At 43.3% G+C, this 14,493-nt stretch carries 14 protein-coding genes and 2 tRNA genes; 10 read left to right on the top strand and 6 right to left on the bottom strand.

What is annotated here, in order from left to right:
* Positions 1-76: 76 nt before the first annotated feature.
* Positions 77-607 carry a GNAT family N-acetyltransferase gene (locus GKR61_RS03060; protein ID WP_036950191.1) on the top strand — a complete coding sequence of 177 codons (531 nt, stop codon included), beginning with the start codon at positions 77-79 and terminating at the stop codon, positions 605-607.
* A gap of 152 nt (positions 608-759) precedes the next feature.
* The gene (locus tag GKR61_RS03055; protein ID WP_036950193.1) at positions 760-1,014 is read left to right on the top strand and encodes a DUF1435 family protein; all 255 of its coding nucleotides are present in this window, start codon (positions 760-762) and stop codon (positions 1,012-1,014) included.
* Between the two features lie 109 nt (positions 1,015-1,123).
* Here GKR61_RS03055 and GKR61_RS03050 read toward each other — a convergent pair.
* The 3 genes from GKR61_RS03050 to rsmC all read right to left on the bottom strand — a co-directional run bounded on the left by GKR61_RS03050 (position 1,124) and on the right by rsmC (position 2,605).
* Positions 1,124-1,209: transfer RNA gene (locus GKR61_RS03050), tRNA-Leu, on the bottom strand.
* Between the two features lie 122 nt (positions 1,210-1,331).
* Positions 1,332-1,417, bottom strand: a tRNA-Leu gene (locus GKR61_RS03045).
* Positions 1,418-1,591: 174 nt separating this feature from the next.
* Entirely contained in the window at positions 1,592-2,605 is a 1,014-nt protein-coding gene (rsmC, locus tag GKR61_RS03040; protein WP_154599532.1) for a 16S rRNA (guanine(1207)-N(2))-methyltransferase RsmC, read from the bottom strand.
* 132 nt (positions 2,606-2,737) lie between these two features.
* On the opposite strand from rsmC, the gene GKR61_RS03035 reads away from it, so the two are divergent.
* A complete protein-coding gene (locus GKR61_RS03035) occupies positions 2,738-3,148 on the top strand; it encodes a DNA polymerase III subunit psi (RefSeq protein ID WP_036950197.1) in 411 nt (136 codons plus the stop codon).
* Positions 3,117-3,587, top strand: coding sequence for a ribosomal protein S18-alanine N-acetyltransferase (gene rimI, locus GKR61_RS03030; RefSeq protein WP_036950199.1), 471 nt, complete (start codon positions 3,117-3,119; stop codon positions 3,585-3,587). The genes GKR61_RS03035 and rimI overlap by 32 nt, the downstream gene beginning before the upstream one ends.
* A gap of 93 nt (positions 3,588-3,680) precedes the next feature.
* On the opposite strand, the gene GKR61_RS03025 is transcribed toward rimI, so the two are convergent.
* The gene (locus GKR61_RS03025; RefSeq protein WP_148444757.1) at positions 3,681-5,243 is read right to left on the bottom strand and encodes a BCCT family transporter; all 1,563 of its coding nucleotides are present in this window, start codon (positions 5,241-5,243) and stop codon (positions 3,681-3,683) included.
* Between the two features lie 292 nt (positions 5,244-5,535).
* Here GKR61_RS03025 and GKR61_RS03020 point away from each other — a divergent pair, with 292 nt between their 5' ends.
* The 3 genes from GKR61_RS03020 to GKR61_RS03010 are packed head-to-tail and all read left to right on the top strand — an operon-like array spanning position 5,536 to position 9,107.
* On the top strand, positions 5,536-6,663 hold the full coding sequence (locus GKR61_RS03020; protein WP_154639542.1) for an aromatic ring-hydroxylating oxygenase subunit alpha: 1,128 nt from the start codon (positions 5,536-5,538) through the stop codon (positions 6,661-6,663).
* A 24-nt stretch (positions 6,664-6,687) separates the two neighbouring features.
* Complete coding sequence (locus tag GKR61_RS03015) at positions 6,688-8,136, top strand: NAD-dependent succinate-semialdehyde dehydrogenase (RefSeq protein WP_154599531.1); 1,449 nt, start codon at positions 6,688-6,690, stop codon at positions 8,134-8,136.
* Positions 8,137-8,153: 17 nt separating this feature from the next.
* Positions 8,154-9,107 carry a PDR/VanB family oxidoreductase gene (locus tag GKR61_RS03010; RefSeq protein ID WP_036950203.1) on the top strand — a complete coding sequence of 318 codons (954 nt, stop codon included), beginning with the start codon at positions 8,154-8,156 and terminating at the stop codon, positions 9,105-9,107.
* Between the two features lie 62 nt (positions 9,108-9,169).
* On the opposite strand, the gene GKR61_RS03005 is transcribed toward GKR61_RS03010, so the two are convergent.
* Complete coding sequence (locus tag GKR61_RS03005; protein WP_036950205.1) at positions 9,170-10,075, bottom strand: helix-turn-helix domain-containing protein; 906 nt, start codon at positions 10,073-10,075, stop codon at positions 9,170-9,172.
* Entirely contained in the window at positions 10,075-11,019 is a 945-nt protein-coding gene (locus GKR61_RS03000; protein ID WP_036950207.1) for a LysR substrate-binding domain-containing protein, read from the bottom strand. The genes GKR61_RS03005 and GKR61_RS03000 overlap by 1 nt, the downstream gene beginning before the upstream one ends.
* A 96-nt stretch (positions 11,020-11,115) precedes the next feature.
* Between GKR61_RS03000 and GKR61_RS02995 the strand changes: the two genes are divergently transcribed.
* From GKR61_RS02995 to GKR61_RS17885, 3 genes are all read left to right on the top strand, one after another.
* On the top strand, positions 11,116-12,186 hold the full coding sequence (locus GKR61_RS02995) for a tartrate dehydrogenase (RefSeq protein WP_154599530.1): 1,071 nt from the start codon (positions 11,116-11,118) through the stop codon (positions 12,184-12,186).
* A 185-nt stretch (positions 12,187-12,371) separates the two neighbouring features.
* A complete protein-coding gene (prfC, locus tag GKR61_RS02990) occupies positions 12,372-13,961 on the top strand; it encodes a peptide chain release factor 3 (RefSeq protein ID WP_036950211.1) in 1,590 nt (529 codons plus the stop codon).
* 327 nt (positions 13,962-14,288) lie between these two features.
* Entirely contained in the window at positions 14,289-14,432 is a 144-nt protein-coding gene (locus GKR61_RS17885; protein ID WP_108479205.1) for a Hok/Gef family protein, read from the top strand.
* Positions 14,433-14,493 lie beyond the last annotated feature (61 nt).

The following is a 14,493-nucleotide window of genomic DNA, read 5'->3' as shown; positions in this document are numbered from 1 at the left end:
TTGATTGTGTAGCCTGTATGCTCTCTATGTATCCGATTTATATAGCCTTTATACAAGCATTAAGAGACCAATAAAAATGAGAATAACACGCGAGCTCACGCGGGATGAGATCCCAAATGTGTGGTCGATTGATAGAACTGAATTGATTGAACACCTTTATCTTCACCAACAAGGAGAGTTAGTTCTTTCTGCTCAACGCTTTGATATGAAAGGTTGGCCGGAAGGTGAAACCGATGCATACACCCCGCATTTGCTGGAAAGTTATGATAATGGCGCTGTTTTCTTTGGTATTTTTGATGATGAAAAACTGATCGCCGCAGCGAGTTTAGATAATGTATGGCGAGGGGAAAATCAGGATCTGTTACAGCTCTCTTTTCTTCATGTTAGTTACCAATATCGTGGTGAAGGGCTGGGCGGCCAGCTTTTCAAACTATGTCAGCAGAGGGCGTTGGAGAAAGGCGCTGGTGGATTGTATGTTTCTGCAACCCCCTCCGAAAATACGGTGCATTTTTATCAATATATGGGCTGTGAACTACTCGAAAAGCCCGATCCTGTGCTGTTTGCGCTAGAGCCTGAAGATATTCACTTTATTTGTATTTTTGAGTGATGTTTTTACCGTGGGGGAAATATTTTCCTCACAAAAATTTGATTGATTTTTATAGAAACGCAGATATGATTGATAATCATTATCATCTTTAGCGAAATTATAGACTAATTATGAGTTAGCTAAAGACTCGTTAGCTATAAATGGGAGGCGTTATGGGAACTAGCGTATCAAAAGCAACAGGGTTGCGGCGTATTGGCGCTGGTTTGTGGGGCGTCTTCGCGGTGGTGTTACTGAGTATTATGTATTTGCTGAGCAATATGGGGTTTGATCCACTGAAAGTGGCAATGATCACCTTGATGATTGCGACGGCAGGCATGCTGTTTAATCGTGGCTCACGGCGTTTACTCATTATTCCAGCAGTAATGTCTTTAGGCTGCTTCTTGCTGATTTTTATTATGCGAAGCTAAGATTGTTTAAACGATATTTAGGTTAGGAATGTTGGTGGGCGAATGGCTATCGAGGATTGAACCTTTGAAGATTGAATTCTTGAAGATTAAGGTTACGAATCATTAACAGTGGTGCGAAAGGGGGGACTTGAACCCCCACGTCCATAGGACACTAACACCTGAAGCTAGCGCGTCTACCAATTCCGCCACCCTCGCAAATACTGTCAAAATTCTTTCTATTGATACTTGTGTATATCATGCTCAATACATAGATAACTATGTGATACGGATAGCGAAGAGCAGTCAACGCATAGATAATTGAAATTATGAAGAGTAAGTGGTGCGAAAGGGGGGACTTGAACCCCCACGTCCAAAGGACACTAACACCTGAAGCTAGCGCGTCTACCAATTCCGCCACCCTCGCAATACTAACTCTTTTGCATAATTGCTCATGCATCAATAGTACGGTGCGGATTTTAGGCTAATTTGCGCAGACGTCAATAAATTTTTATCCGCGTAATTTTGTTTGATGAAAAAACGGTCAACTTAGAAAGTTGACCGTTAGAAACAAAATCGACAATGAGATAATTTCGTCGTTTTAGCGCTTAATGGCTTCGTAAACTTTGAATTTACCTGTCTTAGCCAGAACCACATGACCGCCAAACGCTTTATCCAGTAAGTCAGGATAAGGTAAAAATGCATTCGCCACAATCCGTAAGCGCCCACCTTTTTTCAGGTATTTAGGGGCTTGGAAAATAAGCGTTTCTACCGCGTTATAACTGGTGTTGATCCCATCATGGAACGGCGGGTTAGAAATGATCCAATCAAATTTATCATCAAGATCGGAATAGACGTCGCTTGGGATCACTTTTCCGGTCAGGTTGTTGGCCGCTAATGTTGCTGTAGCTGAATCAATCGCGGATGCGCTGACATCACTCAGGGTTAAGGTGACATCTGGATTTTGTGAGCCGATAACCGCGGCGAGTACGCCGTTACCGCAAGCCAGATCAAGCACATTACCGCTCATTGGCTCAGTCAATGTGGAGAGCAGTAAATCACTGCCGATATCTAACTCGTTATGGCTGAATACACCTGGAAGTGCATGAATTTTCACATTATCAACCTGATAGTTACGCCACCAGCGCTTAATATCAAATTCGGTTGGTTGCTCTAATTCACCGTAATAGAGCCCACAGCGGCGTGCGGAATCAATTTTTTGCAGTGTCGCAATCCCTTCCATTATCGCTTCGGCACTTTTTACGCCGCTGCGGTTTTCGCCGACGATAAAAATTTGGCTGCCAGCAGCAAGATGGGTACATAAATCATCAAGTTGGAACGCGGCTTCTTGTTTGTTCTTAGACCAAAAGTAAATTAAGGTGTCGCAAGGTTTAACGAATTCCGCGGTTGCTGTTGAAGCAAACAGAACATTTTCACCCAATGCCGGCTGTAAGTTTTTCCAGCGATGGTACTGGTTAGTGAGCACGCGCACGCTGGCGGCTTCTAAAATTGCACCCAGTTCATCCTGAATATCGCCTGCCAAAAGAACATGACGATCGGTAAAGTGCTCTAAATGGCGTTGAATAACTTCGCTGGCGGGTGTCAGTAATGACATATTCTGTCTATCTCCTAAAATGAATATAACCACGCGGACTACCTTACCAGAAAAAAGATAAATAGCATTGCTGTTGGCGCTATTAATCCCCTTTGATAAGATGTGGTTGTTAACTAACGACTGGGTAAAGCAATGACACGACGTGACAGACTTTTAGAACAAATGGGGATCACTCAATGGATGGTGAGAAATCCGACTGTGTTACGTGGTGAACGTGGTGTTCGCATTCCTGAGTCGACTAAGCTTATTATTATCACTGATGAGAACCTTGATTTAAACAGCCAGCTGTTAAAAGATATTTTTCTCACAATGAAGATCGATGAGATTGACGTTGTGTGCATTAATTCCGATCAGCTCAAACTCATTCCAACACCAATAACAATACCTTGTTGGGTGATAGGGGATGGCATTCATCCCGAAGGTTCAAAAGTCACATTTCTTTCTCCTGTTTTGTCTGAACTGATAGCAAGCAGCAATGCTAAACAGGCACTATGGAAACAAATTTATCAATATGATGAAAATTTCAACACTCAAGCAATCTGATCTCGCGACAGCCTTCTTAATTGAAAAGTTAAGTCATGATTTTCCATGGACTGAGCGAGTTTTTTATGGAAACCAAGGTGAAAAATACCATAATCTAAAAATATCAGTTAATAATCAAATTGTTGGGTATGCAATAACTCAGTATGTATTAGATGAAGCTACGCTGTTCAATATTGCTATTCACCCTGATTTTCAAGGACATGGCTATGGACGAATGCTATTAGAAAGATTAATTCACGATCTTGTTAATCGAGGGATTTCAACGCTGTGGTTGGAAGTGAGAGAGTCTAACGCTTCAGCCATTCATCTGTATGATAAACTTGGTTTTCAACAGGCGACAGTACGTAAAGACTATTATCCGACGAAAACGGGTCGAGAAGATGCGTTAGTACTGGCATTAACCTTGTTCAGCGAAGACATGTTTAGCCAAAAAGCGTAATACATTTTTCTAAAGAAAAACCACGGTAGCCTGAAGTGACCCGATAAAGTCAGCAGCCACCGTGGTTTTTTTATGCCTTAATGAACCTATAATTTACGATTTTTCTGTTTCCGTGAAGATAGGTTTTCTAAGGCGACCAACTTTTTCTCTCAGGCTCCTTTTTACTTTGGCCGTGGTTTTGACTTCTTCATTCAAACCTTTATAGGTTGAGTAGCACATAATCAACATTAATACCGAAAGTGGAATTGCTGTGGCGACAAGTGCGGACTGCAAACCCGTTAGCCCTCCGGTCATGATAAGCACGATAGCAATTGCTGCAATTACCACTCCCCAGATAGTTTTGGTCACATGACTTGGATTTGGGTTACCATTTTCACTGACCATACCTAAAACGAATACCGCTGAGTTTGCTGACGTAATAAAGAACACCATCACCAAGACCATGGCTAAAATACTAATTAACGTCGGTGCTGGGAAATAATCTAAGAATTTAAACAGTGCAGACGTGACATCGGTTTTGACAGCATCCGCCAAGGCCACTTCACCGAGATTTTGGATAATATGGATGGCTGAGCCGCCCATCACCGCAAACCAAGCAAATGAACCTAATACCGGAATAAATACGGCACCAATCATAAACTCTTTGATTGTACGACCTTTGGAAATACGCGCCACGAAGCTACCCACTAATGGCGCCCATGCAATCCACCAGCCGAAGTAAAACAGTGTCCAGTTAGCAATCCAGGAACCATCATTATAAGGCTCAGTACGAAATGACATGCTGACGAAATTTTGCATGTAATCTCCGATACCTTGGAACAGTACTTTCAAGATAGTTTGTGTTGGACCGGCAAACAGAATAAACCCCATTAATGCGAAGGCAAGCAACATGTTGAGGTTAGAAAGATGCTTGATGGCGCCCTGCAATCCTGAAATGGTAGAAGCGATATAAATCACAGTCACAACGGCAATAATCGCGATTTGAATATAAATACTAACAGGCAAATCCCACAGATAATGCATTCCGCTGTTGACTTGTAGCGTACCAAACCCGAGGGATGTGGCGATACCAATCACAATGGATAACACGACCAGTACATCCACCCATTTTCCAATTGATCCTTTGATACGATCGCCAATTAATGGATAAAACACGGAACTTAATGAGGATGGTAATTTTTTTCTGAATTGGAAAAAAGCTAAAGAAACCCCGACTAAGGCATAACACGCCCAAGCGGAAACCCCCCAATGCAGATAGACATATTGCATCGCTGTTTTTGCAGATTGCTCAGTCATTCCGGGTCCCATTGGTGGGCTGATGTAGTAAGAAACGGGTTCTGCGACTCCCCAGAATACTAAGCTGATCCCTATGGATGCGCTAAACAGCATTCCAACCCAAGTAGCCGTGTTGTATTCCGGTTTGTCATTATCATCGCCTAAGCGAATATGGCCAAATTTCGAAAATCCAAGGTACATACAAAAGCTAAAAAAAATAAACACGGCACCAAGGATAAACCAACCTAAGTTGTTATAGATAAAGCTCAGGGCAGAGTGTGAAAATGTTTCCAGTTTATCGGGAATAAAAGCCCCTAAGCCGATGAGGATCAGGCTAAAAGCGAGGGATACGTAAAATACAGACCTTTTATGATTCATCATACCTCTTCTCCAGTTGCTCACTTCTTTATTATCTCTTTTATTGAGTCGTTATTTTGCAGGTGATGCTTACTTTGGGTTTACAAAGAATAGCCATGCAAAGATTGCATAGTCAACAAATAATTAACCAAGTATTAACATTGTGTTTGTGTATTTATTTTTTAGTTGATTGAATTTTATGATTAATAATTTTATTTATAAAGCCTGATGAGATTTTGTTTGATCATTATTGCGATCTTCGTTAACATCCGATCAAAATATGTTAACTATAAGTTTACAAAAAGAGAGGGCAATTATGAGCAATGCAGCTAAAGTCATTTCGATTAATGATCACCTTGATATAGATAATGCATGGACTATCCCTGCACGTTATTACACATCTGAAGACATTTTTGATTTTGAAAAAGAAAAAATTTTTGCTAATTCATGGGTTTGTGTTGGTCATGTGAGTGAGGTAAAAGAAAAAAATTCCTATATTACACGCCAACTAATTGGTGAAAGCCTTGTGATTGTTCGTGGTCGTGATGATGTTCTGCGCGGTTTCTACAATGTTTGCCCACACCGTGGTCATCAACTAATTAGTGGTGATGGCGGGAAAATGAAAAATGTGATTACCTGCCCTTACCATGCTTGGGCATTCAAGTTGGATGGGCAGTTGGCGCATGCAACCAACTGTGAAAATGTGAACAACTTTGAAGCGGATGCTATGTCATTAAGTTCTTTCCATGTGACTGAGCACGCAGGTTTTATCTATATAAACCTGACGGAAGGTGAACCTCAGCCAATTGAAGAGCAGCTACCTGGTTTAGCAGAAAAAATGGAAGAAGCGTGCGCGGTTATCAATGACCTGAAATTAGCAGCGCGCTTTGTTAGCCATACCCCAGCTAATTGGAAAACCATCGTTGATAACTACATTGAATGCTATCACTGCCCGACTAACCACGTTAGCTTTGCCAGTTCGGTGGATGTGAATGTGTATGAGCATTTGCTTAAAGGTAATTGGACGGTACAAATCGGCAAAGCCAAGCCATCTGAATCTTCTTATCAGTTCGATGAGTCAGTATTAGACCCGCGCTTCTTTGGTTTTTGGATTTGGCCAAGCACCATGTTCAATATGCCTCCTGGCGGCGATTTTATGACGGTGATTTATGAATTCCCTGTGAATGCGGGTGAGACATTGCAGCATTACGATATCTATTTCCTGAATGAAGAACTGACTGAATATCAGAAAAATTTAGTGGAATGGTACCGCACGGTATTCCGCCCTGAAGATTTACGTTTGGTGGAAAGTGTACAAAAAGGTCTGCGTTCCCGTGGATATCGTGGTCAAGGGCGCATTATGGCTGATAGACAACGCAGTGGGATCAGTGAGCACGGTGTTGCTCATTTCCACAAAATTGTGGCTGGCGCTCATACGGAATAATCGCAAGGGATGGGAGATGTGACGATGAACAGGTTAAAACATGCCGCGCTATTTCGCCAAGCCTGCTATATCAATGGTCGCTGGGTGGAAACGGAGAAAACAATTCCCGTGACAAATCCTGCCTCTCAAACTGTGCTGGGCACCATTCCCAGCCTAACAGCAGCGCAGGTTGATGAAGCCATTGAACAAGCCCATGCCGCGATGGCGGGATGGAGCCAATTAACTGCGAAAGCGCGCTCAATTATTTTGCGCCGTTGGTTTGAGTTGATTGAGGCAAATATTGATGATCTTGGGTTGTTGATGACTCTTGAGCAAGGTAAGCCGCTGCATGAAGCAAAAGGCGAAATTCGTTATGCCGCCTCTTTTATTGAGTGGTTCGCAGAAGAAGGAAAACGTGTTTATGGGGAAACTATCCCACAAACCGTTGGAACTAATCGCCTTTCTACGATTAAGCAACCTATTGGCGTATGCAGTGCGATTACGCCATGGAATTTCCCTGCTGCGATGATCACACGCAAAGCGGCACCCGCACTTGCAGCAGGGTGCAGTATCATCATCAAGCCAGCTACAGAAACACCATTTACCGCATTGGCACTGGCTCAACTTGCCGATGAAGCGGGGATCCCTGCGGGTATTTTTAACGTGGTGACTGGAGAATCACGTTTTTTGGGGGAAAGGCTGACCAAACATGCGCTGATCAGTAAGTTTTCTTTTACGGGTTCCACCCAAGTGGGGCGTGTATTAGCGGAGCAATGTGCATCGACTATCAAGAAAACATCGCTTGAATTAGGTGGAAACGCACCATTTATTGTTTTCGAGGATGCGGATATTGATAAAGCGGTCACTAGCGCCATTCAAGCCAAATTCCGTAATGGTGGGCAAACCTGTGTCTGCGTTAACCGTTTTTATCTTCATGATGTCATTTTTGATGAATTTGAACGAAAGTTTGTGGCACAAGTAGCCAAATTGAAAGTCGGTAATGGCGTGGATGCTGGTGTGGATATTGGACCGATGATCACCATTAAGGCAATTGATGGTATGAACCAATTACTTGAGGATGCTCTCGCTAAAGGCGCCCGTCGAGTGACATTAGGTTCTGAAATTGAGGAGCATGGCCACTTTATCAATCCGAAAGTGCTGGTGGATGTCGATGATTCAATGGATATCGTCCACGAAGAGATCTTTGGCCCTATTGCTACATTGATTCGATTTAGTGATGAAGATGAAGTTCTCAGCCGTGCCAATAACACCATTTATGGTTTAGCCGCTTATTTCTTTTCTCGGGATGTAAACCGTATTTACCGAGTGGCTGAAAAGCTGCAAAGCGGAATGGTTGGGATCAATACCGGTTTGATTTCAAATGAAGTGGCTCCGTTTGGTGGGGTTAAACAGTCGGGGTTAGGTAAAGAAGGTTCCCATTATGGTATCGATGATTATTTAAGCATCAAATATCTGTGCCTTGATATTGCGTAACGGAAAAAGGAACTGTGATGAGCCAACAAAAAATAGCGGTGAATGTTAGCCGAATTGAACAGGTCAGCCCAACCATTAAAATGTTCGAATTCGTGGCGCAAAAAGGACAACTTAGCCCGTTTAGCGCGGGGAGCCATGTCACGGTTCATATGGATGAGCAAATTGGGCTACAACGTGCTTATTCATTAATAAGTGACCCTCAGCAGTGCGATCGTTACTGTATCTCTGTTTTGCGTGACCAGAACTCGAAAGGGGGCTCTGTTTTCATGCACGATAACATTGCGCAGGGGGATGCACTCTATTTATCCCCTGCGCAAAATTTTTTCGCATTAGCGCAAGCGCAGAGCAGCAAACATATTTTGATCGCTGGAGGGATTGGGATCACACCATTTTTATCCTACTTGTATGAGCTTGAGCACTCAGGAATGGATTTTGAGCTTCATTACGGGTTCAGTGATAAAGCGACGGCGGCGTTTGTCGATGAATTACAGGAACGCATTGGCTCCCGTTTATACACTTATGATAAATCCCAAGCTCAACGGATGCCTGTCGCCACATTAATCCAATCCCAACCTAAAAATAGCCATGTGTATGTGTGCGGGCCTGAAAGATTGATTAATGACGTGATTGAACAGGGCAATCAGCACCTTGGTAGCGCACAAGTGCATTTTGAAAATTTTGGCGAAGTGGCGAGTGAGGGGGATTCTTTTGAAGTGCATTTTCAGCGTTCAGGATTCAGTTTACAGGTTGCGGAAGACCAGTCCATTTTGCAGGTTATCGAAGCGGATAAGCGTATAAAGGTGGAATGTATGTGCCGCAATGGCGTTTGTGGAACCTGTGAAACGGCAATTTTGGAAGGGGAAGCTGACCATCGTGATTTGTATCTTGACGATGATGAGAAAGCGGAGCAAAAAACTATGATGCTGTGTGTTTCTCGGGCGAAGGGGAAGCGGCTGGTGTTAGATTTATGATGGTGAATGTGTAGATTGGTAGTGGAAAGCCCCAGTTTAATCACTGGGGTTTTTACTGATATTTACGAGGGTTTTAGTTCAAACATCAAGAAGGATTGATGCTCATCATTAAGATGATGATAGGCGGTGATCTGCTTGTCCTGAAACACAATTTGCCCACGACCTGTTTGGATAACATCGTCGAGCCACGTTTTATGATTAATGGCTAACTGATAGAGAAGGCGCTGTAAGGCTAAATAATCAATATCTGTTGATTGGCTTTTAAGATTGCTGGCGAGGATTTCTCCGGCTTTGTCGGTAAAGGCAACCAAATGTTGGAAGTGTGTCAGTAACACATCAAAGTAGCATTTGATTTTTCGTAGACGTAACTCATTGTTTTTTCGCTCAGTATTATCCAAGCTGATCCCAACTAATTTTGTGACTTTGCCGTTAGGTCCTTTAACGCCCGCGGCTCTGGATGTTATCCAGCGGTAGTCACCTTCCCAGTTGATTTTAAAATCCATTTCATGGGCACCGCCTTCTTTAATAATTTTGGAGTAACCATTGACCAGCTTATCTTTGGATGCCGGATCCATTAACGCCCAGAAATCTTCGTTGGTGGTGATTTTTATGCCATACACCGCTTCAACGTTATCGGAATAATTCAGTTCGCCAGTCAATAAATCCCATTCCCAAGTGACTATCTCCGCCGATTCTTGTAAATGTACTTCATTGATATTGCGTGTGCCGCCTACGCTGGACTGGGGATGTTGGGATTGCGTGTATTCACCATACTTGAGCCAAATCTTATCGACATCGAGTAAGTCTGCCAGCTTATTGAGGTTATCTTCGTCAATCATGCCGCCTTTTGTCCATTTATTGACGGCAGTACGGGAAACACCAAGCTGTTCCCCAACTTTTAACTGGCTCATTTTTTTCTGTTTTAATAGCTTGAGTAAGCGCTCTTTAAAAGTCTCTGGTTCGGTCATTAATGGGCATCCAATTGGTTATATTCATCCCCAAAGATGGGTGGTAAATGGGTGGCGAGATACTTTTCAAGATTTTCAATGAAAACTCTAAGACTAGCACTATTACGTAAACTACGTGAATAGACAGCAAAAACGTCAGCACCTTGATGCCATTGTGGTAGAACGCGCACTAATTTTCCTGACTGAAGTTCAGGAAGTACACTCCAAAGTGAACGTAATAAAATTCCTTCACCGCTGAGACACCACTGTTTGGCGACTTCACCGTTATTGACCATTAATTTACTATTCGGTGTGATGGTCATGCTTTCTTGTTGGTGCTCTAGTTTCCAGATTGCGGGAGCTTGATTGCGCTCTTTGATGGCAATGCACAAATGTTTCTGCTCTAGCTCTTGGGGCAAAGAAGGCTGTCCATATTTTTGAATATACGCAGGTGAAGCACAAAGTACTCGGCTATTGCGGGCTAACCGGCGTGCAATAAATTGATCCGAAATGGTGCCGCCAATGCAGATATCAAGATCGATGTTCTCACTGATGATATCGACAGATCGATCCGTTAACGTCAGATCAATACCTAAAAGAGGGTAATCAGCACGTAATGCCAGAATAAAGGGATTCAGATAGGTGCTACCAAAGCCTGTACTGCAACTGATACGCAGCTCTCCGCTGATCTCCTCGCGGCAAGCTTGTAATTCTCCCTGCATACGTTCCAATTCTTCCAGCAACCGCTCACTACTACGCAGAACAATTTTCCCTTCCGGGGTCAATTGAATGGCGCGAGCATTACGGAAAAACAGCGTTTGCCCTAAGTTTTCTTCCAGTAATTTAATGCGTTTCGATATATAGGCTGGAGATACCAATAGTTGCTCTGCCGCTTGAGAGAAGCTCATCAATCGGGCGGCGGTGACAAATACACGGATATCTTCAAGCAAAGGTAGCTTGTTCATAGTTTGTAAACCTAGGGATTACAGTTCATGCCTATACTTTATCACAGCAAGCCATAAACTGGAGGACATGCATAGATAATAATAAGGGCGTTGAAAATGGCACAATTCAATATAGCAGTCATTCCGGGTGATGGAATTGGAACGGAAGTGATCCCTGAAGGATTACGTGTTTTAGAGGCAGCGGCGCAGAAGCATGGTGTAAAACTTAACTTTACACACTTTGATTGGTCGTGTGAAACCTATCATCGTACAGGACGCATGATGCCGGAAGATGGCTTAGAGCAACTGAAAAAATTTGATGCTATTTTCCTTGGTGCCGTTGGGTTTCCGGGGGTTCCTGACCACATTTCCTTATGGGGCTTATTACTACCAATCCGCCGTGCGTTTAATCAATATGTGAATCTGCGCCCAGTTCGTTTATTTGAGGGGATTAAATGCCCATTAGCGGATAAAAAACCAGGGGATATTGATTTTTATGTAGTGCGTGAAAACGTAGAGGGCGAATATTCTGCAATTGGCGGGATTCAGTATGAAGGGACGGAAGATGAAATGGTGTCCCAGCAAAGTATTTTTACCCGCAAAGGGACTGACCGAATTTTAAAATATGCTTTCGAACTTGCCCGTTCTCGGTATAAAAAACATTTAAGTTCAGCCACGAAATCCAATGGATTATTCCACTCCATGCCGTATTGGGATAGCCGTGTGGCTGAAATGGCAAAACAGTATCCAGATGTGAAAGTCGATCAATTCCACATTGATATTTTTGCGGCTAACTTAGTGAGAATGCCGGAATTTTATGATGTGATTGTGGGATCAAACTTATTTGGGGATATTTTGTCGGATCTTGGTCCTGCGTGTACGGGGACGATTGCCATTGCACCGTCAGCGAATATCAACCCTGAAAAACAGTTTCCATCGATGTTTGAACCGGTACACGGTTCTGCGCCAGATATTGCTGGGAAAAATATTGCCAACCCAATTGGGACTATCTGGGCGGCAGCGATGATGATGCAGCATCTCGGTTGTCAAGAAATGCACGATACGATCATGTCAGCGGTTGAAACGGCGATTCGTGAACGTCGTCACTTGACTCGCGATATGGGAGGAAATTCCAGCACGCAAGAATTAGGACTAGAAATTGCTCAGTTAGTGGCAGCGTCGATGTAAATTTATTGGGCTCCATCCAGTGGGTGGAGCACCTAACATTTCAGGCTCTGATTGTTTATAACCCCAAGATCTGCGAAAATAACCGCCAATTACGATTAACAATACGGATTTGCTGCGCTTAGAGCCACCTCGAGCCTCTTCCTGATGCCCATACAAATCTGGATATAGACGAAAAGAACGGTTAAATGACAGATCAGAATTTTCTCCATGAAGTTAGCACCCGTAGAACGTTTGCTATCATTTCTCACCCCGATGCAGGTAAAACCACGATCACTGAAAAAGTATTACTTTTCGGACACGCAATTCAACGCGCGGGAACAGTAAAAGGTCGCGGTTCTAACCAGCATGCCAAATCAGACTGGATGGAAATGGAAAAGCAGCGTGGTATCTCAATCACCACCTCTGTGATGCAATTTCCCTATAATGATTGTTTAGTGAACCTATTAGATACCCCAGGACACGAAGACTTCTCGGAAGATACTTATCGTACACTAACCGCCGTTGACTGTTGCTTAATGGTTATCGACTCCGGTAAAGGGGTTGAAGATCGTACTCGTAAGCTGATGGAAGTTACCCGCCTGCGCGATACACCGATTCTGACCTTTATGAACAAATTGGACCGTGATATTCGCGATCCAATGGAGCTATTAGATGAAGTGGAAAATGAGCTGAAAATTGCTTGTTGCCCAATCACATGGCCGATTGGCTGCGGTAAATTATTCAAAGGTGTTTACCACTTACTGCGTGACGAGACCATTTTGTATCAAACAGGCCAAGGTCACACAATTCAAGAAGTTCGCATCGTTAAAGGGTTAAATAACCCTGAATTAGACGCGGCTGTTGGTGATGAATTAGCTTCTCAACTTCGCGAAGAGCTGGAGTTAGTTCAAGGGGCTTCCCATGAATTTGACCACGATGCATTCTTAGCGGGTGAGTTGACTCCTGTATTCTTTGGTACTGCCTTAGGTAACTTCGGTGTGGATCATATGCTTGATGGTCTCGTTGAGTGGGCTCCTGCACCTCAGGCACGTAAAACTGATGTGCGTGAAGTTGAAGCCACAGAAGAAAAATTCACTGGGTTTGTATTCAAAATTCAGGCGAATATGGATCCAAAACACCGTGACCGTGTCGCCTTTATGCGTATCGTCTCGGGTACCTATGAAAAAGGGATGAAGCTGCGCCAAGTTCGCATTAAGAAAGACGTGGTGATTTCTGATGCACTGACCTTTATGGCGGGTGACCGTTCTCAAGTTGAGAATGCTTATGCAGGGGATATCATCGGTCTGCATAACCACGGAACTATCCAAATTGGGGATACTTTTACCCAAGGTGAAGAGCTGAAATTTACAGGGATCCCGAACTTTGCACCTGAATTATTCCGTCGTATTCGTCTGCGTGATCCGCTGAAGCAGAAGCAGCTACTGAAAGGTTTGGTGCAGTTATCCGAAGAGGGGGCTGTGCAGGTTTTCCGTCCATTAATCAATAATGATTTGATTGTGGGCGCGGTAGGGGTCCTCCAGTTCGACGTGGTGGTTTCTCGCTTGAAGAGCGAATATAACGTTGAAGCGATTTATGAAGCGGTTAACGTCTCTACTGCTCGCTGGGTTGAGTGCGATGATGTGAAGAAGTTCGAAGAATTTAAGCGCAAAAATGAGCAAAACTTAGCCTTAGATGGTGGTGATAACTTATCGTATATTGCACCGACAATGGTTAATTTGAACTTAACCAGTGAACGTTATCCTGAAGTGAGATTCCGCAAAACACGCGAACACTAATCATTATCTCTAATTAATGTGTTTATATTTAAATGGTCAACTGAGTTGGCCATTTTTGTTATTTATTCTATTAATTATTAATATTTTCAATGTCATAACTAATCGAATCGATATTTTTTCGCGATGAGCATGCTGCTATGATGGCGGTGGGTGCTTGGATCATTTTGGTTCAAGCAAACTATTGGTTTAAATAAAGAATCGCTTTAAGTGAACAATAAGTTGTGAGACCAAAAAGACGAAAGCCCCGAGTTCCATTAACAGCAACTCGAGGCAGTCTCCAACCCAACAATTGGATTCTGTCTCCTTTTTGTACAGGAGTCAAGAGGAATGACCAAGTTTGCTCTTATCGGGCTAATGACCGTATGCGCTACGGTGTTGTGCCTTTCACTGCTGCTGCGGGACCGACTTTGTTCGGTTAACGTAGTGAGTGGAAACACAATGGTTCAAGCTACTCTGTTGTGCGTTGAGTAGTCTGGTGGGGGAGCGATCCCCCACATTTCTCTCTGATTGTGGGTTAGGTGATACAGGCACC

Source organism: Providencia sp. wls1916 (assembly GCF_009706585.1).
In the GTDB taxonomy this organism is placed as follows: Bacteria; Pseudomonadota; Gammaproteobacteria; order Enterobacterales; family Enterobacteriaceae; genus Providencia; species Providencia lanzhouensis.
This window is presented reverse-complemented; position numbering and strand designations above follow the sequence as displayed.